This window comes from Nonomuraea sp. NPDC050153 (genome assembly GCF_044460125.1).
GTDB lineage: Bacteria > Actinomycetota > Actinomycetes > Streptosporangiales > Streptosporangiaceae > Nonomuraea.
Genome location: NZ_JBITJQ010000007.1, coordinates 1 through 20,412 on the forward strand (window position 1 = coordinate 1; position 20,412 = coordinate 20,412).

Here is a 20,412-nt window from a genome sequence, read left to right on the forward strand (position 1 = left end):
TCTGCGATCTCTACGTCACCAGCATCGACTCCTGACGCTGAGGCATGATCAGTCTCGGTCCGTCAACCCCGGAGAGACTTCCAGGCGGCACCACTAAGCGATCTTTGGTCGCGTTTCTGGGCTTCTGTGGCGATGTTTCATGATGCCTGAGGGCGTCGATCTGCCGGCCGGAGGTGGTGCCTCTGGCCGAGGTCGCCCAGGTCGGGATCGGCATGGGCGCTGGCCGGACCGTCAGGCGTCAGCGGCGTCGCATGGCGAGCAGCTCTGAGACCGTGACGAATCGGTATCCCTGGTCGCGCAGGCCGGTGATCAGGCCTTTGATGGCCTCACGGGTGTTCTGGCCGCCGGCGTACCACGGGTGGAGCAAGATGATCGATCCTGGCCTGGTCTCCTCGCGCACAGCCGAGACGATCTCGGCGGCGGTTGGAGCCTTGCCGGAGTCCGGCTCCACGTCCCACATGACCGTACGCCTCTGGTTGTCGGCCAGATAAAGCGGCAGCGCCAGCAGTTTCTTGCCCGTCGGCGGGCGGAAGGGGATCTCGCCGCGCTGTCCCGCCTTCCTGATGGCCGCGTCGGTGCGCTCAACCTCGCTCGCCACGGTGGCGGGTGAAACGAAGACCATCCGCCGATGGGTGTAGGTGTGGTTGGCCAGCTGATGGCCTGCGGCGACCAGCGCCTGCGCGGCCTGCGGCCGGGCTTCGACCTGGGATCCGATGACGAAGAACGTCGCGCGGACGCGCTGCTGGGCGAGAACGTCCATGATCTCGGGGGAGTGCTCGTCAGGGCCGTCATCGAAGGTGAGGGCCACGACCTTCTCGTCGGTCTCGACGCGGTCGATCAGCTCTCCCGCCAGTTGGAAGGTCCGCGAGTTCATCAGCTGATACAGGCCTATCGCTCCGAGGAGGAGGATGGCGAGAAGGGCCGCGAGAAGCTTGAGCCATCTTCTCCGCGGGACCGTTGCTGCTGCGTTCATGGGTGATCATGGAATCACAAGCCGGGGAACCATGTGACCATGGCTGGTGTTTTCGCACTTGGTCGACCGTGCCCAGGTCGAGGGCCGCCGGTTCTTCGGCCTCGGTGGGGGGCCTGTCGTGCCGGTGCTGGATCCGTATGCCGGGAGGAGCGCGAGGGGGAGCAGCGCAGCGGCGGGCCGGTGGTACAACAAAACCTCCGGGGGGTATATGAGGTGCAAATGCCCCATTGGAAGGGCGTGCGTTGCAGGTGACTCCATAGATCAGGCAGTCGGTCGTGCTCGGCGTGGCTGCTGTGAGCGCTCGCCTGGGCGTTGCGCCATCTGAGATCACGGCCTGCGCGCCGCCGGTGGCCGGCTTGGTGAAACCTTTGCGTGGTGCGCGCCGGATCGACCGGCGTCACCTGGCTGACCTCGGCCGCGACCTTGGCCTGGCGCGCGCCGCGCGAGACGACGATCCCCGCGACGGCCCCACCCGTCCGTCAACTGGGAATATTCGCGAGTTGAAATACGGTAGGGGGGTATAGTACTTTGGAGAAGTCGGAAGGAGGAGACATGGTCGGATACAGCGGCAACAAGCAGGACCAGCTGCGTCGGCTGCGCCGGATCGAGGGTCAGGTGCGGGGGCTGCAGCGGATGGTCGAGGACGAGAAGTACTGCATCGACATCCTGACGCAGGTGTCGGCGGCCACCAGTGCCCTGCAGTCGGTCGCCATCTCCCTGCTCGAGGATCACCTGGCCCACTGTGTCGCCGAGGCGGCCGCCAAGGGCGGGCCCGAGGCGCAGGCCAAGGTCAAAGAGGCTTCCGACGCCATCGCGCGGCTCGTCCGCTCCTGACAACACCAACACATTGGAAGGTTGATCGATATGGCTACTGCTACCTACACCGTCAAGGGCATGACCTGTGGCCACTGTGTGAGCTCGGTGAAGGAAGAGGTCGGTGAGGTTGCCGGGATCACCTCGGTCGAGGTGGATCTGGCCAGCGGCTTGCTGACCGTCGAGAGCGACAGCCCCGTGGACACGGCGAAGATCGTTTCGGCCGTGGAGGAAGCGGGCTACGAGGTGGCGAATCCGGCATGAACGCGGCAACGAAACTGGGTGCCTACGCGCTGGGGCTGGCCGTCGTCTTCGGCGGCGCTCTGGGCGTCGGGAACGCGGTGGGAGAGGTCGGCCCGGCCCCGGCCAAACCGGAGCATGGCGCGACCCATGCGACCCCCGCCGCCGAAAGTCATGGCGGCCATGAGGAGACCACCGCGACAGCGCAGGACAATACCCCTGGGGGGCTCCAAGTGTCCCAGAACGGCTACACCCTCAACCCGTTAACCACGATCAAGGCCGGCGAGTCCACGGACTTCCGCTTCACCGTGACCGGGTCCGACGGCAAGCCGGTAACCGACTACCAGGTCCAGCACGACAAGAAGCTCCACTTCATCGTGGTCTCGCGGGATCTGGCGACATTCCAGCACGTACATCCGGACATGGCCGCCGACGGCGTGTGGTCGGTGAAGCTGACGCTGGACGACCCCGGCGCCTACCGGGCCTTCGCCGACTTCGCCCCCACCGGCGGGAGCGGCCTGACCCTCGGCGCGGATCTGCTGGTCGCGGGTGACTACAAGCCGAAGCCCCTGTCCCAGGTGGCTCGTACGGCAGAGGTGGACGGCTACACGGTCTCCCTGACGGGTGATCTCGTGCCCGGCCAGGCCAGCAAGCTGACGCTGAGCGTCAGCAAGGACGGCAAGCCGGTCACGGATCTGCAGCCGTACCTGGGGGCGTACGGGCATCTGGTCGCCTTGCGGGCCAGTGACCTCGCCTACCTGCACGTGCACCCGGACGGCGAGCCGGGCGACGGCAAGACGGCGGCCGGACCCGAGATCACCTTCTACGCCGAAGTGCCCAGCGGCGGCGACTATCGTCTGTTCCTGGACTTCCAGCACGACGGCAAGGTCCGCACCGCGGACTTCACCGCACAGGCCGGGCTCGGACAGCCCAAGCCCACGTCGGAGCCGAGCGCCGGCCCGTCTCACGGCGAACACCCGCACTGATCGCAGGACACGAAAGAAAGGAGACGTGATGTCGTCCCTGACTGAAGGCAGGGCTGTCGAGCTGTCGATCGGCGGCATGACCTGCGCGTCCTGCGCCAACCGGATCGAACGCAAGCTGAACAAGCTCGAAGGCGTGAGCGCGACCGTCAACTACGCGACGGAGAAGGCGAAGGTCACCTTCCCCGAAGGCGTCGATCCGCAGCAGTTGATCGCCGAGGTGGAGAAGGCCGGCTACACCGCCGCGCTGCCCGCCCCGCCCCCCGAGCCGGGGACCGAGGCCGAGCAGGAGCCGGCTGACGAGCTGCGGCCGCTGCGCCAGCGGTTGACCACCGCCGTCGTGCTGAGCGTGCCGGTGGTCGCGATGGCGATGGTTCCGGCGCTGCAGTTCACGAACTGGCAGTGGTTGTCGCTGGCGCTGGCGGCGCCGGTGGTGGTGTACGCGGGGTGGCCGTTCCACAAGGCGGCCTGGACGAACCTGCGGCACGGCGCCGCCACGATGGACACGCTGATCTCGGTCGGTACGCTGGCCGCGCTCGGGTGGTCGTTGTGGGCGCTGTTCTTCGGCACCGCGGGCACGCCCGGGATGACGCACCCGTTCGAGTTCTCCATCGAGCGCACCGACGGCTCGGGCAACATCTACCTGGAGACCGCGGCGGCGGTGACCGCGTTCATCCTGGCCGGGCGCTATTTCGAGTCCCGCGCGAAGCGACGGGCGGGAGCGGCGCTGCGGACGCTGCTGGAGCTGGGCGCCAAGGAGGTGGAGCTGTCCGACGGCCGCCGCGTCCCGGTCGAGCGGCTGCAGGTCGGTGACACCTTCGTGGTCCGGCCGGGAGAGAAGATCGCCACGGACGGCGTGATCACCGAGGGCTCCTCCGCGGTGGACGCCTCGATGCTGACCGGCGAGTCCGTACCGGTCGAGGTGCGACCGGGCGACGCGGTGACCGGGGCCACGGTGAACGCGGGCGGCCGCCTCATCGTCAAGGCCACGCGGGTCGGCGCCGACACCCAGCTCGCCCAGATGGCGAAACTGGTGGAAGAGGCGCAGACCGGCAAGGCGGCGGTGCAGCGACTGGCCGACCGCATCTCCGGGGTGTTCGTGCCGATCGTGATCGCGCTGGCCGTCGGTACGCTCGGGTTCTGGCTCGGCACCGGAAACGGCATGGGCGCCGCGTTCACCGCCGCGGTGGCGGTGCTGATCATCGCCTGCCCGTGCGCACTGGGCCTGGCCACCCCGACCGCCCTGCTGGTCGGCACCGGCCGCGGCGCCCAGCTGGGCATCCTGATCAAGGGCCCGGAGGTGCTGGAGTCCACCCGCAAGGTCGACACGATCGTGCTGGACAAGACCGGCACCGTCACTGAAGGCAGGATGACCCTGGTCGCCGTGCACCTGGCCGAAGGGGAGAGCCGCGAGCAGGTGCTCAGGCTGGCGGGCGCGCTGGAGCACGCCTCCGAGCACCCCATCGCCCAGGCCATCGCCCGTGAGGCCCGGTCCGACGCCACCGTGGAGGACTTCGCCAACGTCGAAGGGCTCGGCGTACAGGGCATCGTGGACGGCCACGCGGTGCTGGTCGGCCGGCCACGGCTGCTGGCGGAGTGGTCCCAGCACCTGCCCGTCGACCTCGAACGCACGCTGGCCGAGGAGCAGGCGGCGGGCCGCACCGCGGTGGCGGTCGGCTGGGACGGCCAGGCGCGTGCGGTGCTGGTGGTCTCCGACGTGGTCAAGCCCACCAGCAAGCGGGCGATCACCGAGCTGCGGGCGCTCGGCCTGACCCCGGTCCTGCTGACCGGCGACAACGAAGCCGTCGCCAGGACCGTGGCGGCCGAGGTGGGCATCGACGAGGTGATCGCCGAGGTGCTGCCCGCCGACAAGGTCGAAGCGGTCAAGAAGCTGCAGGCCGAGGGCAAGGTCGTGGCCATGGTCGGCGACGGGGTCAACGACGCCGCCGCACTGGCCCAGGCCGACCTGGGCCTGGCGATGGGCACCGGCACCGACGCGGCCATCGAGGCCTCCGACCTCACCCTGGTCCGCGGTGACCTCAGGGTCGCGGCCGACGCGCTCCGGCTGTCGCGCCGCACGCTGTCGACCATCAAGGGCAACCTGTTCTGGGCCTTCGCCTACAACGTGGCCGCCCTGCCGCTGGCCGCACTCGGGCTGCTCAACCCGATGATCGCCGGAGCCGCGATGGCGTTCTCCAGCGTGTTCGTGGTCAGCAACAGCCTGCGGCTGCGCCGCTTCAAGTAAGAATCCGCTCCCTGTGGCCGAAGGCGATCAACGCCTTCGGCCACAGGGCGTTTGTACGGTTTGCGCGCGCCTGGCTGAACGACCGGGCCGCCTCGCGATGGTGGCACTGACGCAGCGGCTCGACACCGCCGGGAACATGCTCTTGTCACCGGCGTAAGCCGGCGCTCAGTCTCCGGCGGCGGCAGGGCGGGGGAGGCGGAGCCGTTTGAGGGCGAGGGCGTTGACCGCGACGATGAGGCTCGATCCGGACATCGACAGCGCGGCGATCTCCGGTCGCAGCACCAGGCCGAGGGCGGGTTCGAAGACGCCGGCCGCGATCGGCAGCGCGATCGTGTTGTAGCCGATCGCCCAGCCCAGGTTCTGCCGCATCTTGCGCAGCGTGCCGCGGCCGATGGCCAGCGCGGTCGGCACGTCGAGCGGGTCGGAGCGCATGAGCACCACGTCGGCGGTCTCGATGGCGACGTCGGTCCCGGCGCCGATCGCGATGCCGAGGTCGGCCCGGGCGAGCGCGGGGGCGTCGTTGACGCCGTCGCCGACCATCGCGACCCGGCGCCCGCCGCGCTGCAGCTCGGCGATCGTGGCGGCTTTGTCGCCCGGCAGCACCTCGGCGATCACCGTGTCGATGCCGAGCCGGTCGGCGATCCGCCGGGCGGTGGCCTCGTTGTCACCGGTCAGCATGACCACCTCGACACCGGCCGCGCGCAGCTCCGCGACCGCGGCCGCGGAGCTGTCGCGGGGCGCGTCGGCCAGGCCGATCACCCCGGCCGCGCGCCCGTCCACCGCGACGACGACCGCGGTACGCCCGCCCGCGGCGAGCTCCTCGCGCCGGGCCGCCAGCGGGCCCAGGTCGACGCCTTCCGCCCGCATGAGTTTCGTGTTGCCCACCGCGACCCGGTGCCCGTCCACCTGGGCCGTGGCGCCGTGGCCAGGGACGTTCTCGAACGCGACGGCCCGCGGGACGTCCGGGCCGGCGTACCGGACCACGGCCTCGGCCAGCGGGTGCTCGGACTCGCGCTCGACGGCGGCGGCCAGCCGCAGCAGCTCGGCCCGCTCCAGCCCCTCGGCGATCACGTCGGTGACCTCGGGTTCGCCCTTGGTCAGGGTGCCGGTCTTGTCCATCACCACGGTCTGGACGCGGGCGGAGGTCTCCAGCGCCATCGCGTTCTTGAACAGCACGCCACGCTTGGCGCCCAGGCCGGTGCCCACCATGATCGCGGTGGGAGTGGCCAGGCCCAGCGCGTCGGGACAGGTGATCACGACCACCGTGATGGCGAACAGCATCGCCGTGCCCGCCGCCGCGCCCGCCAGCAGCCAGAGCGCCAGCGTCAGCCCGCCGCCGATGAGCGCGACGAAGACCAGCCAGAACGCCGCCCGGTCGGCCAGGCGCTGCCCGGGGGCCTTGGAGTTCTGGGCCTGCTGGACGAGCTTGACGATCTGGGCCAGCGCGGTGTCGGCGCCGACCTTGGTGGCCCGTACCCGCAGCGTGCCGTTCTTGTTGATGGTGGCGCCGACGACCGCGGAGCCGGGGGACTTGTGCACCGGCAGGCTCTCGCCGGTGACCATCGACTCGTCGACCTCGCTCTCGCCCTCCAGGACCGCGCCGTCCACGGCGATCTTCGATCCGGGACGGACCAGCAGGATGTCCCCGGCCACGACCTCGGCGGTGGGGATCTCCACCTCCTCGCCGTCGCGGATCACCACGGCCCTGGGCGGGGCCAGGTCGAGCAGCGCGCGGATCGCGTCGTTGGCCCCGCCCCTGGCCCGCATCTCGAACCAGTGCCCCAGCAGGACGAACGCCGCCAGCACGGTCGCCGCCTCGTAGAACACCTCGCCGCCGCCGGTCAGCGTGATGTACAGCGAGTACAGCCAGCCCGCCCCGATCGCCACCGCGACCAGCACCATCATGTCCAGCGTGCGGGCCCGCAGAGCCCGTACGGCCCCGTCGAAGAAGATCCACGACGAGTAGAAGATCACCGGCAGGCTGAGCAGCAGCGCCCACACATCCTCGCGCAGCCCGAACGGCACCGGCACGTCCAGCCCCAGCACCTCGCGCCCGATCGGCGACCAGATCAGGATCGGGACCGACATCACGGCCGCCACCAGGAACCGGTTGCGCATGTCGGCCACCATGGCCTCCATCGGCCCGGCGCCATGGCCCCCGTGGCCTCCGTGGCCCATCGTCTCGTGAGGCGACGGACCGGCCTCGTGGCCCCCGGGTTCTGCGTGCAGAACGGCCGAAATGGTATGGGTGTGCTCGCCGCCTGGTGGGTCGGGCTCCGCCATGGGGTCGCAGACGTGCGACGGCACGGATTGGCCCGCGCAGTGATAGCCGCACTCCTGTACCCAGCGACGCAGCTCGGCCAGCGACGTCACCGCGGGGTCGAAGACCACCGTGGCGGTCTGCCCGACCGGGTTCACCTCGACCTCGATCACGCCAGGGCGGCGGCTCAGGACGGTGCGCACGACGTTCTGCTCCGAGGCCCACTGCAGCCCGCTCACGTCGAGAACCGCTGTACTGCTATCCCCGGTCGTCATGGTCGTCCTCCACACCCGCCGGTGGCGTGCTCGCAGGAAGCGTAGATCTACCACTGGTCATAGTAGTAATCGGGCATGCCGACCTTGAAGGGTCCGATTCACACGCGTACGTGTGGCGCGGGGCACAGAGAGATCCGCTCCGCGACCATGGACTGGAAATGGGGGCAGCTGGTGAAGTCCTCGTGATCGCAGTCCAGCGCGCAGTCGATGAGTTCGAGCGAGGCCTGAACCTCGGCGGCGTTGCGCGATCGCCCCGATGCTCATGGTCGCATTTGACTTCATGTCGACATTAAGTCGCATGCTGGCTTGCATGTCCAAAAACAACATGGAATCGCTCATCCGGATGCTCGACGTCGCCGACGCCTTGCCCGGGGCCGTCGCGTTGCGCGCTCGGTCGTACGACCTGCTCACCCTTGCCGACGGCGCGGCAGTGGTGGACGTGGGCTGCGGCGCCGGGCGGGCGGTCGACGAGCTCGGCGAGCGCGGGATGCGAGCGATCGGCGTGGACGTCAGCGAGAAGATGATCGCGGTGGCCCGCCATCGCCGGCCGCAGCTCGACTTCAGGATCGGCGACGCCTTCGACCTGCCGCTCGAGGACGGGGAGGTCGCCGGATACCGGGCCGACAAGGTCTACCACGAGCTCGCCGACGCGGCCAAGGCGCTGGGGGAGGCCAGGCGGGTGCTCGCTCCCGGCGGGCGCATCGTGCTCATCGGGCAGGATTGGGACACCTTCGTCATCGACTCCGACGACCCCGCGCTCACGCGGACCATCGTGCACGCGCGCGCCGATATGATCGCGAATCCACGTGCGGCTCGCCGCTACCGCAACCTGCTGCTCGACATGGGCTTCCAGGACGTCCGGGCGGAGGCGCATGCCGGCGTTTTCACCGACGCCGCCATGCTGCCCATGCTGACCGGCATCGCGGAGGGTGCCCGCGTCGCCGGCGCCATCACCGCCGAACAGGAAACGGCCTGGGCGACCGAGCAGACGGAGCGGGCCCAGGCGGGGCGCATGTTCCTGGCGCTGCCCATCTTCGTGGCCTCCGCGTCGCGACCGGAGGAATAGCGCACGCCGCTGCCGGTTCACGCGGGCATGAACCGGCAGCGGCGTGGCATCTCGACCCGCTGGCGGCCATCTCGACCTTCCTCACGCTCACCGGGAGCCAGGACCCGGTGCCGCGCATCGTGCCGGCGATCGTGGTCAGACGCTTTCGCGTGCCGTGATCGCCCGCTTGAGCTTGATCAGGTCCTTGGGGGAGTTGACCACGACGGCGCCCACCAGCACACCGTGCCGGCTGAAGGCCACGGCGAAGCGATCTTCTTCCGGGGAGCCGGTGGCGATGCTCGCCGCGTCCGCGAGGTGCGGCAGCCCGGCCGTCTGGACGCGGGCGCCGTGCACATGGGTGGCGAAGTTCGGCACGTCCACGAATGGCTGAGCGTCCTCCGGTCCGGCCAGCAGGTTACGGGCGGCGACCGCGCCCTGCTCGTTGGCGTTGGACCAGTGCTCGACGCGGACCATCTCCCCGCCGAAGAGGCCGTGCGGCCAGCGCGCGACATCTCCCGCGGCCACGATGTCGGCCGACTTCGCCGCGAACAGCGTCGGCTCGCACAGCACGCCGTCGTCCACGGCCAGACCGCTGCCGTCCAGCCATTCGGTGTTCGGCAGCACGCCCATGCCGCCGACGACCAGGTCCGCGGCGATGGTCCGGCCGTCGCCGAGCCGTACCTGGCCGCCGTCCACGGCGGTGACCCGGACGTTCGTGATGAGCTCGACGCCGTTGCGCTCGTGGTGCCCGGCCAGCCAGCGGGACGCCTCCTCGCCCAGCCCGGAGTACATGGGGTACGGCGCCGAGTCGACCAGGGTGACCTTCCTGCCGAGCTGCCGTGCCGTGGAGGCCACCTCGCCCCCGATGAAGCCGCCGCCGATGACCAGCACGTGCTCGTGTCCCGATTCGAGCTCCGCGCGCAGTGCCAGCGCGTCCTCAAGGGTGCGCAGGGCGTGCACGCCGTCGAGCCGCCGCGGGCGCGCACCGCTGGCTATGACGAGGCCGTCATAGCCGATCCCGGTGCCGTCGTCGAGGGTGACCGTCCGGTCCCGTGCGTCGAGGCGTACGGCCTGCCGGCCCCGCAGCCACTGGTCGCCGAGCTCCTCCGCGCCGGGGAGCGTGACGTCGTCGTCGCCGTGCAGCACGCTCTTCGAGAGCGGCGGGCGGTTGTACGGCACGTGCGTCTCGGCCCCGACCAGCGTCACCTCGCCGTCGAAGCCCTCCCGGCGCAGCGCCTGCACGGCCCGCAACCCCGCCAGCGAAGCACCGACAACGACGATCCTGTTGAGTCTGCTCATGCCGTCGACCATACCTATAGGGGGTATTGGTGTGGCAATGTGACTTGAGTCTCATATACCCCTGACCCGTATGTCTTGCGTTGAAGGTGATCGCAGCGTACCGTCTCCTGCGAATACCCAATGGGGGTATGAAGAAGGAGATGTGGCGATGAGCACGAGCACGTACAAGGTGTCGGGGATGACCTGCAACGGGTGCGCCGGCAAGGTGAAGACGGAGATCGGCAAGGTCGCCGGCGTCTCCTCGGTGTCCGTCGAGCTGGCGACCGGGCAGGTCACCGTCACCTCGGACGGCCCGCTCGACGACGCCGAGATCATGAACGTTGTGGAAGAGGTCGGTTACGAAGTGGTCGCCGTCTGAATCGCCGAGGCGCTGCCGGGCATGCGGGTTACGTGGGCGGCGTGGCGGCATGTGTCGTCGCCTGGGTGATGAACGTTGGGTCGGGGAGCGACCGGCATCGCGTCCCCGGCGCCACATGGCCTAAGACAGAGTGTGCGGATTCCGACAATATGTATGCCTTATGTCGCCTCGTACACTGGCCGGGTGCCGAAACTGTGGAACGAGACGATCGAGGCGCATCGCCGTACCGTGCATGACGCGATCCTGGACGCCGCCGTCGAGCTGGTGGCCGAGCGGGGGCTGCTGGCGGTGACGATGTCGCAGATCGCCGAGAAGGCCGGCATCGGCCGGGCGACGCTCTACAAGTACTTCCCCGACGTCGAGACGATCCTGGTGGCCTGGCACAGCCGCCAGGTCGCGGGGCATCTGGAGCACCTCTCCCGAGCGGGGGAGCGTGAGGGCGACGCCGGGAAGCGGCTCGAGGCCATCCTGGAGACGTACGCGCTCATGCATCAGCAGATGGCCGGCCACGGGTTCGGCCCAGACCTGGTCGCGCTCCTGCACCGGTCGCGGGACGTCGGTCACGCCCAGCACCAGCTGCACGCCTTGCTGCGCGACGCGCTGGCCGAAGCCGTGCGGGCCGGTGCCGTACGTGACGATGTGGCGGCGGCGGAGCTCGCCGCGTTCTGCCTGCACGCGCTGCAGGCGGCCACCGCCCTCCCCTCGAAGGCCGCCGTCCGGCGGCTCGTCGCCGTCACCGTGGACGGCTTGCGGGCTCGCTGAGCCGGTCGCGGCGGCCTGGCCTTCCGGTCTCAGCCGGCCTTGGCGGCCGAGCGGCGGCGGCGCCAGAGGTGGGTCGCCACGAGGGCGGCCTTCACCAGGACGGCCACCAGGACGACGTCCGCGCCCAGGCCCGCCCATCGCGGGATCGCCAGTAGGCCCGCGGCCAGGCCAACGTGTACGGCCACGGCCAGGACCGCGGCCAGCGTGAGGCCGAGCACGGCGTGCCGTCGCCGACGCGGCGCGGGGTTCACGATGGCCGCGCCGACGGTCGCGCCGGGTCCGCTCCAGTCCACGGTCAGGTTGTCGCGCCTGCCCATTCTGGTGATGTTCCTGGTGACGAGCGTCTGGACACGCTGCAACCCGTCCTGGTCCCCGGCCTCGACGCGCACGGTCAGCGCAGTGGGGGTGGCCCGCAGGAAGCAGGTCGCCCCGTCGACGGTGATGGTCCCCTCGGTCTCCGAATACTCGGCCTTGATGTCCTTGGGTCTTTCGCCGCCCGGGTGGGGACGGCGACCGGGATGGGCGGGCAACCCGTGGCCCATCTGGGTGGCGTGCCGGCAGAGCTGGACGAGGTAGCGGCCGGCGCGGTCGGTCGTGACGTGGGCTTCGGCGGTTGGCATCGCATTCCTTTCGGGGGTTTCGCGCGGGGTCAGGTTCTGGTGACTGCGGCGAGCCGGGCCAGGACGCCTTCGCGGATGACCGTTGTGCCGCAGCCGACGTCGAGCACCCGGCCCCGGACGACGCCGGCCCGATGCCCCAGGCAATCAAACTGTATTTGATATATACACTATGTCTCGCAAAATGCGAATCGCGTGAGGAGTGCAAGGCTGGGCGGGGGTCACACCGTCGCCCTGGAGCTCCTCGCCCGCCACCCGTCCGCGGTGGCCGGATCTCTCCGGCCACCGCGGCTCGGCCGCTGCCGCGACCTTGTGCCGTCGCCCGGGATGACTACAGCAGACTGCTCCAGTACGACCAGAACCGGATCCCGATCAACGTGAGGACGACCAGGTACCAGACCGTGAGCGTCACCGTGTGGTACTCCGTCAGCCTGCGCTTCGGCCCGCTCGACGTGCCACTGAGGTTGTGCAGGCTGACGTACCAGAAGATCGGCATGGTCACCGCCCAGACAACCATGCAGTACGGGCAGAGCGCGCCGATGACGTAGAGGCTCTGGAAGATCAACCAGTGGATGAGAACCGCCCCGGCGGTCACGCCCGCCTGCAACCCGAGCCAGAACCAGCGGCGTGGACGCGCACCCGCCAGCAGCGCCGCCCCAACAGTGGTGACAATGGCGAACCCGGCTATGCCCAGCAGCGGGTTGGGAAAGCCGAACAGCTCCGCCTGCGGCGTGCGCATGATCGAGCCGCAGGACAGGACCGGGTTGATGCTGCAGCTGGGCACGTAGGCCGGGTTCTTCAACAGCGCGATCTTCTCGACCGTCAGCACGAACGACGCCACGAGCCCGATCAAGCCGCCGACCAGCAGGAGCCGGGGCAGGAGCCGGGGGAACGGATCGGTGGCCGCCTGCGGCTCGTCGAGCTTACTTGGCGAGCGCAGCATCGATGGCCGCCTTGAACTCGTCGGATGAGCGCGGTTCGATCTTCTGCTCGTTCAGGAAGAACGTGGGGGTGCCCTGGACTCCCAGAGCCTGCCCGTCGGCTGCGTCCTTCTTCACCCGGGCCAGGGTGGCGGGGTCGTCGTAGGCCTTGTCCCACGCTGCCATGTCCAGTCCCAGGCCCTGGGCGAGCTGACGGAAGAACGGATCGGCCGCCACCTTCTTCTCGGCCCACTGGCTCTGGGTCTGGTACATCTGCTGGTACATCGGCTCGAACTTGCCCTGCTGAGCGGCCGCCTCGACCGCGCGGGCGGCCCGTTCGGCGTTGAAGTGGCTGGCGATCGGGAAGTACCGCGCCACGAAGGTGACCTTCCCGGCGTACTGCTTCCGGATCTCCTCAACGGTCGGGAAGTACGCCTTGCACGCCTCGCACTCGAAATCGAGGAACTCGACGAGGGTGACCTTGCCATCGGGAGCGGTCTGCAGCCTGTGGCTGTCCTTGCGGACGAACTGCGTCTCGCCCGCCGCCAGTTGACCCGCCCGCTCGCCGGCGGCGTCCAGCCGGTTGATCAACACGAACGCGGCCGCGACCAGGACGAACACCCCGATCACCGTCAGCGATACCTTGAGATTGCGGCGGCGGGCGTCCTGCCGTCTACCCTCCTCCCGGGCCGCCTCCACCTTGGCGCGCCGGCTCTCGGTCCGCTCTTGCTCTCGCGACACCCGCGACTCCTCCCAACCACATCTGATCGGCCGGGGCGGCCGAATTTCTACGCAGTGTAGAAGATGCGGGGATACTCTCGGCATAAGTCACGCGACCGCGATGGTTTGTCCCCATGCCGGAGCGGCTGTCGATTCGGCGTCGAATGGTGGCGTGCGCGGCAGGCGTCGGCTCGCCGCGACGGGGGCGGCGCCTGTCCCGATGGGCGGTGGTGTGCCGCCGAGCCCTGAGGTGTCCTGTTACTTCTTCTCTTGGAGGGTGACGGTGACCTCGTTGAGCTTGCCGTCCCTCATGTACGTGATCGTGACCTGTTGGCCCGGCTTGAAGCCTCTGACCTGCCCCACCACCGTGTCTCCCGCGTCAACCGCCGTGTCGCCGATCTTGGTGATCAGGTCCCCCTGCTTCAGGCCCGCCTTGTCCGCCGGGCTCCCCGCGGTGATCTGCCCGATCAGCGCGCCGGGAACGTCGCCTGTCGCGTCGGTGACGCTGACGCCGAGGAAGGCATGGGTGACCTTGCCGTTGCTGATGAGCTGCTCGGAGACCTGCTTGGCGGTGTTGACCGGGATGGCGAAGCCGACGCCGCCGCCCGCGGCGTTCGAGGCGATGGCGGTGTTGATGCCGATCAGCTCGCCGGCGGCGTTCACCAGCGCGCCGCCGGAGTTGCCGGGATTGATGGCGGCGTCGGTCTGGATGGCGCCGCCGATCGTGGTCCCGGCGCTCTGCTGCTGCTGCTCCTGGCCCAAGCCTGGCGGGATCTGCTGCCGCTGGTCAGGCCCGGTGGTGAGGGTACGGTCGAGCGCGCTGACGATGCCCGCCGTAACCGATCCGTCCAGCCCGAGCGGGCTTCCGATGGCCAGTACGGAGTCGCCGACCTTGAGCGCGTCGCTGTCGCCGAGGGTGGCCTCGGCCAGCCCGGAGACGCCTTCCGCCCGGATGACGGCCAGGTCGGTGGCCGGGTCGGTCCCGACGACGCCGGCCTTGGCGGTCTTGCCGTCGTTGAACTTGACGGTCATCTGGCCGCCGCCCTGGCCGGCCCCCTCGACCACGTGGTTGTTGGTGAGGATGAGCCCGTCCGGCGACAGCACCACGCCGGAGCCCTCGCCGCTCTGGCCCTGGATCATCACGACGGTCGGCTGGACCTTGGCCGCGACCTCGGCCACGGAGAGCTGGCCGGTGGCCGACCGGGAGACGGGCCTCGGCGCGCTTGCGGTGGCCACCGGCTCGGGCCGGAACGTGTTGGCGACGACGGCGCCCACGACGCCGCCGCCGATGGCCATGGCGGCCAAGGCCAGCACGGCGAGAGCCCTTCGGCCATTGGCGGGAGGCGGTGGCGGCGGCGGTGGCTCCATGGCGATCGTGTCATATCGAGGAAAGCCCTCGGTCACCGGCGGTGCGCTGCTGAGCTGACTCCACCCGCCGGGTCCCCGCTGAGGGGGCTCGCTCGCGTTCATCCGTCATCTCCCTGAAGTGCCGATGCTCTCGAAGGGTGTCAGGAGTCGCGTAAGGGGCGGCTAAGCCGATGATCCGGATGAGCGGCCAAGCCTGATGGCGGCCTTATCGATCGAGGTGGGGACAGGGCTCCACGGGAAAACCATCCACGGGCGGCCGGTTACCAGCCGAGTTCGTCGCAGCCTTCGTGGTTGGCGGGCTCGACCTGCAGGGTGGCGTGGGCCACGCCGTGGCGGCGCAGCAGCACGTCGCGGGCCTGGTCCAGCACGGCGTGGTTGTCGTTCTGGTCGGCGGTGACGAGGTGGGCGGTGGCGACGTTCATGCCGGAGGTGAGGGTCCACAGGTGCAGGTCGTGCACGTCACGCACGCCCTCGATCGCGGCCAGGTCCCGCGCGACCGTGGTCGCGTCCATGCCTTCGGGCACGTGCTGGCCGAGCACGGAGAAGACCTGGCGGCCGAGCGAGATCGCGCGTACGGCGACGAAGACGCCGATGGCCAGGGCGACGACGGTGTCCCAGAACGTCTGCCCGGTGGCGGAGACCAGCCAGCCCGCGACGATGACGCCGACGGACCCGGCCGTGTCGGCGACGACCTCCAGGTAGGCGCCCTTGACGTTGAGACTCTCGCTCGCGCCCGAGCGCAGCAGCAACAGGGCCACGACGTTGATGGCCAGGCCGATGGCGCCGACGACGAGCATGGGGCCGGAGGAGACCTCGGCGGGTTCGCCGATGCGCCCGACGGCCTCGGCGACCACGTACAGGGCGACGCCCAGCATCAGCACGACGGCCAGCAGGGACGCGAACACCTCGGCCCGGTACGAGCCGTAGCTGCGCTTTCCCGTGGTGTCCGGACGGGTGGCGATCCTGGTGGCGACCAGCGCGGCACCGAGGGTGACGACGTCGGCGGCCATGTGCCCGGCGTCCGACATGAGCGCCAGCGAGCCGGAGATCAGGCCGTAGGCGAGTTCGACGACGAAGAAGGAGCCGATGAGCGCGAAGGAGACCGCCAGGCGCCGGCGGTGGCGGCTGCCCGCGTGTCCGTGTCCGTGCCCGGCGCCCATCAGGTGTTTCCGTCTCGTTCGGGGTGGATGGCGTCGGTGTGCTCGGTGTGGGCGAGCGCCAGGTCGAGGAGCATCCGTACGTGCGGGTCTTCCAGGCGGTAGTAGGCCATCCGGCCGGCGCGGCGTGCGGCGACGATGCGGTGGGCGCGCAGCAGCCGCAGCGCGTGGGAGACCGCCGATTCGCTCTGGCCGGTCACCGCGGCCAGGTCGCACACGCACAGCTCGCCGTCCAGGAGGGCGACCAGCAGCCGCAGCCGGTTCGGGTCGGACAGCAGGCCGAAGACGTCGGCCGTGTCGGTCAGGTCCTCGGCGGCGGGCATGCGCTCGCACACGGCGGCCACCCGCTCCGCGTCCACCACCTTGACCGCGCACCCGTCCAGCATCAACACGCGCTCATCTGAAGACTCATTCATATAATGAAGATAGGGCGTTGCCTGGAGGTCGTGTCAAGCGCCCGTTTTGTTGGCTGATGTCGTGGAGTGCGGCGGTGGCCGCGGGCGAGATCCGCCACTGCGATCACTTTCCGGCCTCCGAGGCGAAGCCCGGCCACACCTGAGCCCTTGCTCGCCTACCGGCCCGACGGCGCCGAAGTCCTCGCAGGAGAATCGCCGCGCGCAAGGACTTCGCCACCTCCCTCTGGAGAGTTCTCGCAGCAGGGCACTTCGCCCGGCCTTCAGTGGCCGGTGTGGCCGTCGCTGGCCGCCATCTCTTCAGGGCGGCGGGCGTGGTGGGTGGGGCCGTGGGGGTCGGCGCAGTGTTGCGGGGTGCCGTTGTTGTCCAGGGTGTGGCTGTCGGGTGTGGCGTGGTCGACCTGCAGGGTGGTGTGGATGATGTTGTGGCTGTCGCGGAGGAGCTCTTCGATGGCCAGGCGGGCGGCATGGCAGTCGGCGCCGGGGGTGACCAGGACGTGTGCCGACAGGGCGGCGTATCCGGAGGTGACTTCCCAGATGTGCAGGTCGTGAACTTCGACGACGGTGTTCAGGGTGGCGATCTGGCGGCCGACTTCGGCGGGGTTGACCTCGGCCGGGGCGGCTTCCATGAACACTCGTCCGGCGTCGCGGACCAGGCCCCATCCGGCTTTGAGCATGAGGGCGGCGACGATCAGTGCGGCGATGGCGTCGGCGCGGCCCCAGCCGGTGAGCCAGACGACCACGCCGGCCAGGGTGGTGGCGATGAAGGCGTACAGGTCGTTGAGGACGTGCTGGAAGGCGCCTTCGACGTTGAGGCTGGAGCGGTTGGCCTTGGACAGCAACCAGGTGGCGACGAGGTTGATGGCGATGCCGGCCAGTCCGGTGATGACCACGTACAGGCCTTCGACCTGGGGTGGGTTGATCAGGCGGTGGATGCCCTCGTAGGTGAAGTAGACGGCGAGCAGGAGCAGGGTGATGCCGTTGACCTGGGCGGAGATGATCTCGGCGCGTTTGAGGCCGTAGGTGTAGCCGCCGCGGGGCGGGCGGGCCGCGATGCGCATGGCGATGAGCGCGAGGACGATCGCCATCGCGTCGGTGAGCATGTGGCCGGCGTCGGAGATCAGTGCCAGCGATTGGGCGATCACCCCGATCACCACTTCGACGGCCATGAAGCCGACGATCAGTGCCAGCGCGCCGCCCAGATACCGGCGATCGGCATCCGCGCTGACCCCATGCCCATGCCCGTGGCCATGACCGTGCCCATGACCGTGGTCGTGAGAGTGATGTTCAGACATCTGCAGAGCTCCTCGGGGGTGGGTGACGTGGGTGACGTGGGTGATGGCCACTTGCGGCAGGTCGCGTACGTGGGTGTCGGTCAGCCGGTAGCAAGCCGGCAGTCCCAGCAGGTGCCCCGCGTCTCGCGGCGGGTCGCCTCGAGATGATCGGCGGCCGGACCGTCATCGGCCTCAACACCTGATGGGATGTTCATATATACAGATGCTCTCTGTTGTGGCGGGCCGGGTCAAGACCCACTGCCTCAACTCATGAATATCTGATCAGATGTTTAAGCAGACTGTAATGAGTCAACCGCATTGCGTAGAAGTTGCGGGCTGGGCGGTCAGGGTCCGGCCTGTGCCGTACCGGGTTCCCGTAACCCCGTACGGCCGCGCGCACATGAAGGGTTCACGCCAGGAGAACCGATCGGTCTCGGGCTGGTGGCCGCGGTCGCCCCTCTGGCGCCACTCTTCCCCACGGCGCGCACACCCTGGCCCGCCACCTCGTCACCCGGCCACGATCCGGGTAGCCGTTGACCGGGCGCGGCACCGGGCCAAGCCCGGTCCACTTGGCGCGGGTCGCCTCTCCACCTGAGGCCGGACGTAGGGCGATACCCCGTGCCGGTAAGGTGAAGCCGTGCCTGTCTGGGGGGATGAGTCATGAGCCGGAGGAACGCGTTCGCCGCGGTGCTGCCGAAGCTCGTGCTCATGGCCGCCGTCCTGCTGGGCGTCGGGCTCAGTTACGCCACCGCGCATTTCTGCGCGGCCTCCCACACCGCGGTCGGCGCCTGCGCCTCCATGGGGAGTGACGATCACCCTGGCATGAGCGCGGGTCACGAATCGTCCGTCGGCGCCGATCACGGTCCTGCTGTGTTGTGCCTGGCCGCGCTGGTCGCGGTGGTCGCCGTGTTCGTACTGGCCCTGTTCGGCCTCGGCCGGCCGAATGCCGTCAGCGGTTCGGGCACGCATCGCCCGGGAAAGCTGCCCGCGGTGCGCGGGTCGCCCCTGCCGTACGCGCTCTCCCTCCAACGTGTGGCGGTTCTGCGGACATAGGAGTCCTGCGCGCCGGGCTGAGCCCGGCGCCAAGGATTCCCGTCCGTTTCGAACCGTGAGTGATTCATGACATCCATCGATCGACGGTTCTTCCTGCGTGCCGGCGTGGCCGCGGTAGGAGGAGCCGTGTTGTCAGCGTGCTCGACTAGCGAGAGCACCGCTTTCGTCCAACCCGGTGGGGCGCAGGTCCGGGCCGCCGAAGCCGCCCGGCGCCCTGGCCCCGTACGGGAGTTCCGGCTTCTCGCCCATGAGGGGCGGGCCGACCTCGGCGGGCCGACCGTGCGGACCTGGCTGTACGGCGATCGCCTGCCTGGCCAGGCGATCCGCGTCGCCAAGGGGGAGGTGGTCCGGGCCAGGCTCGTCAACCGGCTGCCGAAGGAGACGACCGTGCACTGGCACGGCCTGGCGCTGCGCAACGACGCCGACGGCGTGCCGGGCGTGACCCAGCAGCCCGTTCCGTCCGGTGGCGAGCACCTCTACGAGTTCACCGCCGCGCATCCGGGGACCTACTGGTTCCATCCGCACCATGGCACGCAGCTCGACCGCGGCCTCTACGCGCCGCTGATCGTCGAGGACCCGGCCGAGCCGCTCGGCTACGACGAGGAATGGGTCGTCGTCCTGGACGACTGGATGGACGGCGTGACCGGCACCCCTGACGACGTGCTGGCGGAGCTGACCGCGATGGCGGGCATGACGGCCGGTGGCGGCGGACACGACGGCCACGGCGGCATGACCATGTCCACGCAAATGCCCACGCAAATGCCCACGCAAATGCCCACGCCCACGCCGACCGCGTCGGCGAAGTGGCCGCACATGATGATGAACGCCGAGAGCGACCTGCTCGGCGGAGACGCCGGCGACGTCTACTACCCGCATTTCCTGATCAATGGGCGGGTGGCCGCCGCGCCGGAGACGTTCACCGCCAAGCCGGGTGCCCGGGTGCGCATCAGGCTGATCAACGCCGGTGGCGACACCGCGTTCCGGGTGGCGCTGGGCGGCCACCGGCTGACCGTCACCCACACTGACGGCTTCCCGGTGGAGCCGGTGGAGACCGACGCGCTGCTGCTCGGCATGGGCGAACGCTACGACGTGCTGGTCACCCTCAAGGACGGCGCCTTTCCCCTGGTCGCGCTGGCGGAAGGCAAGCGGGGGCTGGCCCGTGCGCTGGTCCGCACCGCCAAGAGCGCCGCAACCCCGCGGGCCGATGCTCGGCCCGACGAGCTGAACAGCCGCATCGTCGGCTACGACCAGCTGAAACCCGCGCAGGACGTACGGCTGCCGCAGCGGGCCGCAGACCGGACGATCACCCTGAACCTCACCGGAACCATGGCCAAGTACGACTGGGCCATCAACGGCAGGAAATACGACCCGAAGGTCATCGAGCCGATCAGGTCCGGGGAGCGGGTCAGGCTGTCGTTCGTCAACCAGAGCCTGATGTGGCACCCCATGCACCTGCACGGCCACACCTTCGCCCTGGCGCGGACCGGCCTCAGGAAGGACACCGCGATCGTGCTCCCGGGCGCGACCCTCGACGTCGACTTCGACGCCGACAACCCCGGCCTGTGGATGATCCACTGCCACAACGTCTACCACGCCGAGGCCGGGATGATGAGCCTGCTCGGCTACCAGGCCTGAAA

The 20,412-nt window shown here is 69.6% G+C and carries 19 protein-coding genes; 9 read left to right on the forward strand and 10 right to left on the reverse strand.

Features of this window, described 5'->3' with window-relative positions:
• Positions 1-238: 238 nt before the first annotated feature.
• Positions 239-874, reverse strand: coding sequence for a polysaccharide deacetylase family protein (locus ACIBQ1_RS19225; protein ID WP_397279120.1), 636 nt, complete (start codon positions 872-874; stop codon positions 239-241).
• 651 nt (positions 875-1,525) lie between these two features.
• Here ACIBQ1_RS19225 and ACIBQ1_RS19230 point away from each other — a divergent pair.
• Genes ACIBQ1_RS19230 through ACIBQ1_RS19245 form a run of 4 tightly spaced genes read left to right on the forward strand, consistent with a single transcriptional unit; the run spans position 1,526 to position 5,254 of the window.
• Complete coding sequence (locus ACIBQ1_RS19230; protein WP_397279121.1) at positions 1,526-1,807, forward strand: metal-sensitive transcriptional regulator; 282 nt, start codon at positions 1,526-1,528, stop codon at positions 1,805-1,807.
• 30 nt (positions 1,808-1,837) lie between these two features.
• On the forward strand, positions 1,838-2,050 hold the full coding sequence (locus ACIBQ1_RS19235) for a heavy-metal-associated domain-containing protein (RefSeq protein ID WP_397279753.1): 213 nt from the start codon (positions 1,838-1,840) through the stop codon (positions 2,048-2,050).
• Complete coding sequence (locus tag ACIBQ1_RS19240) at positions 2,047-3,012, forward strand: hypothetical protein (protein WP_397279122.1); 966 nt, start codon at positions 2,047-2,049, stop codon at positions 3,010-3,012. Before ACIBQ1_RS19235 ends, ACIBQ1_RS19240 begins: the two co-directional genes overlap by 4 nt.
• A 28-nt stretch (positions 3,013-3,040) precedes the next feature.
• Positions 3,041-5,254, forward strand: coding sequence for a heavy metal translocating P-type ATPase (locus tag ACIBQ1_RS19245; RefSeq protein WP_397279124.1), 2,214 nt, complete (start codon positions 3,041-3,043; stop codon positions 5,252-5,254).
• Positions 5,255-5,419: 165 nt separating this feature from the next.
• Here ACIBQ1_RS19245 and ACIBQ1_RS19250 read toward each other — a convergent pair whose 3' ends face one another.
• Complete coding sequence (locus ACIBQ1_RS19250) at positions 5,420-7,789, reverse strand: heavy metal translocating P-type ATPase (RefSeq protein WP_397279125.1); 2,370 nt, start codon at positions 7,787-7,789, stop codon at positions 5,420-5,422.
• A 310-nt stretch (positions 7,790-8,099) separates the two neighbouring features.
• Between ACIBQ1_RS19250 and ACIBQ1_RS19255 the strand changes: the two genes are divergently transcribed.
• The gene (locus ACIBQ1_RS19255) at positions 8,100-8,855 is read left to right on the forward strand and encodes a methyltransferase domain-containing protein (protein ID WP_397279127.1); all 756 of its coding nucleotides are present in this window, start codon (positions 8,100-8,102) and stop codon (positions 8,853-8,855) included.
• A gap of 135 nt (positions 8,856-8,990) precedes the next feature.
• Here ACIBQ1_RS19255 and ACIBQ1_RS19260 read toward each other — a convergent pair whose 3' ends face one another.
• A complete protein-coding gene (locus ACIBQ1_RS19260) occupies positions 8,991-10,133 on the reverse strand; it encodes an NAD(P)/FAD-dependent oxidoreductase (protein ID WP_397279129.1) in 1,143 nt (380 codons plus the stop codon).
• Between the two features lie 148 nt (positions 10,134-10,281).
• Here ACIBQ1_RS19260 and ACIBQ1_RS19265 point away from each other — a divergent pair, with 148 nt between their 5' ends.
• Both ACIBQ1_RS19265 and ACIBQ1_RS19270 read left to right on the forward strand, forming a co-directional pair.
• Entirely contained in the window at positions 10,282-10,491 is a 210-nt protein-coding gene (locus ACIBQ1_RS19265; protein ID WP_397279131.1) for a heavy-metal-associated domain-containing protein, read from the forward strand.
• A 183-nt stretch (positions 10,492-10,674) separates the two neighbouring features.
• Positions 10,675-11,253, forward strand: a complete 579-nt coding sequence (locus ACIBQ1_RS19270) for a TetR/AcrR family transcriptional regulator (protein WP_397279133.1) — start codon at positions 10,675-10,677, stop codon at positions 11,251-11,253.
• A 29-nt stretch (positions 11,254-11,282) separates the two neighbouring features.
• Here the strand turns inward: ACIBQ1_RS19270 and ACIBQ1_RS19275 are convergent, their stop codons facing one another.
• From ACIBQ1_RS19275 to ACIBQ1_RS19305, 7 genes are all read right to left on the reverse strand, one after another.
• Positions 11,283-11,873 carry a DUF2218 domain-containing protein gene (locus ACIBQ1_RS19275; protein WP_397279134.1) on the reverse strand — a complete coding sequence of 197 codons (591 nt, stop codon included), beginning with the start codon at positions 11,871-11,873 and terminating at the stop codon, positions 11,283-11,285.
• A gap of 328 nt (positions 11,874-12,201) precedes the next feature.
• Positions 12,202-12,813: a vitamin K epoxide reductase family protein gene (locus ACIBQ1_RS19280; RefSeq protein WP_397279136.1), complete on the reverse strand. Its 612-nt coding sequence runs from the start codon at positions 12,811-12,813 to the stop codon at positions 12,202-12,204.
• Entirely contained in the window at positions 12,794-13,531 is a 738-nt protein-coding gene (locus tag ACIBQ1_RS19285; RefSeq protein WP_397279138.1) for a DsbA family protein, read from the reverse strand. Before ACIBQ1_RS19285 ends, ACIBQ1_RS19280 begins: the two co-directional genes overlap by 20 nt.
• Before the next feature lie 237 nt (positions 13,532-13,768).
• A complete protein-coding gene (locus ACIBQ1_RS19290) occupies positions 13,769-14,824 on the reverse strand; it encodes a S1C family serine protease (protein ID WP_397279140.1) in 1,056 nt (351 codons plus the stop codon).
• A 314-nt stretch (positions 14,825-15,138) separates the two neighbouring features.
• Complete coding sequence (locus ACIBQ1_RS19295) at positions 15,139-16,038, reverse strand: cation diffusion facilitator family transporter (protein ID WP_397279141.1); 900 nt, start codon at positions 16,036-16,038, stop codon at positions 15,139-15,141.
• On the reverse strand, positions 16,038-16,451 hold the full coding sequence (locus ACIBQ1_RS19300; protein ID WP_397279143.1) for an ArsR/SmtB family transcription factor: 414 nt from the start codon (positions 16,449-16,451) through the stop codon (positions 16,038-16,040). The genes ACIBQ1_RS19295 and ACIBQ1_RS19300 overlap by 1 nt, the downstream gene beginning before the upstream one ends.
• 260 nt (positions 16,452-16,711) lie before the next feature.
• A complete protein-coding gene (locus ACIBQ1_RS19305; RefSeq protein WP_397279144.1) occupies positions 16,712-17,743 on the reverse strand; it encodes a cation diffusion facilitator family transporter in 1,032 nt (343 codons plus the stop codon).
• Between the two features lie 639 nt (positions 17,744-18,382).
• On the opposite strand from ACIBQ1_RS19305, the gene ACIBQ1_RS19310 reads away from it, so the two are divergent.
• Positions 18,383-18,775, forward strand: a complete 393-nt coding sequence (locus tag ACIBQ1_RS19310; protein WP_397279146.1) for a hypothetical protein — start codon at positions 18,383-18,385, stop codon at positions 18,773-18,775.
• 66 nt (positions 18,776-18,841) lie between these two features.
• Positions 18,842-20,410 carry a multicopper oxidase family protein gene (locus tag ACIBQ1_RS19315; protein ID WP_397279148.1) on the forward strand — a complete coding sequence of 523 codons (1,569 nt, stop codon included), beginning with the start codon at positions 18,842-18,844 and terminating at the stop codon, positions 20,408-20,410.
• Positions 20,411-20,412 lie beyond the last annotated feature (2 nt).

Coding starts and splice junctions, on each gene's coding strand:
- ACIBQ1_RS19225 (WP_397279120.1), bottom strand. CDS start 874: ATGAACTCGCGGACCTTCCAACTGGCGGGAGAGCTGATCGACCGCGTC.
- ACIBQ1_RS19230 (WP_397279121.1), top strand. CDS start 1,526: ATGGTCGGATACAGCGGCAACAAGCAGGACCAGCTGCGTCGGCTGCGC.
- ACIBQ1_RS19235 (WP_397279753.1), top strand. CDS start 1,838: ATGGCTACTGCTACCTACACCGTCAAGGGCATGACCTGTGGCCACTGT.
- ACIBQ1_RS19240 (WP_397279122.1), top strand. CDS start 2,047: ATGAACGCGGCAACGAAACTGGGTGCCTACGCGCTGGGGCTGGCCGTC.
- ACIBQ1_RS19245 (WP_397279124.1), top strand. CDS start 3,041: ATGTCGTCCCTGACTGAAGGCAGGGCTGTCGAGCTGTCGATCGGCGGC.
- ACIBQ1_RS19250 (WP_397279125.1), bottom strand. CDS start 7,789: ATGACGACCGGGGATAGCAGTACAGCGGTTCTCGACGTGAGCGGGCTG.
- ACIBQ1_RS19255 (WP_397279127.1), top strand. CDS start 8,100: ATGTCCAAAAACAACATGGAATCGCTCATCCGGATGCTCGACGTCGCC.
- ACIBQ1_RS19260 (WP_397279129.1), bottom strand. CDS start 10,133: ATGAGCAGACTCAACAGGATCGTCGTTGTCGGTGCTTCGCTGGCGGGG.
- ACIBQ1_RS19265 (WP_397279131.1), top strand. CDS start 10,282: ATGAGCACGAGCACGTACAAGGTGTCGGGGATGACCTGCAACGGGTGC.
- ACIBQ1_RS19275 (WP_397279134.1), bottom strand. CDS start 11,873: ATGCCAACCGCCGAAGCCCACGTCACGACCGACCGCGCCGGCCGCTAC.
- ACIBQ1_RS19280 (WP_397279136.1), bottom strand. CDS start 12,813: ATGCTGCGCTCGCCAAGTAAGCTCGACGAGCCGCAGGCGGCCACCGAT.
- ACIBQ1_RS19295 (WP_397279141.1), bottom strand. CDS start 16,038: ATGGGCGCCGGGCACGGACACGGACACGCGGGCAGCCGCCACCGCCGG.
- ACIBQ1_RS19300 (WP_397279143.1), bottom strand. CDS start 16,451: ATGAATGAGTCTTCAGATGAGCGCGTGTTGATGCTGGACGGGTGCGCG.
- ACIBQ1_RS19305 (WP_397279144.1), bottom strand. CDS start 17,743: ATGTCTGAACATCACTCTCACGACCACGGTCATGGGCACGGTCATGGC.
- ACIBQ1_RS19310 (WP_397279146.1), top strand. CDS start 18,383: ATGAGCCGGAGGAACGCGTTCGCCGCGGTGCTGCCGAAGCTCGTGCTC.
- ACIBQ1_RS19315 (WP_397279148.1), top strand. CDS start 18,842: ATGACATCCATCGATCGACGGTTCTTCCTGCGTGCCGGCGTGGCCGCG.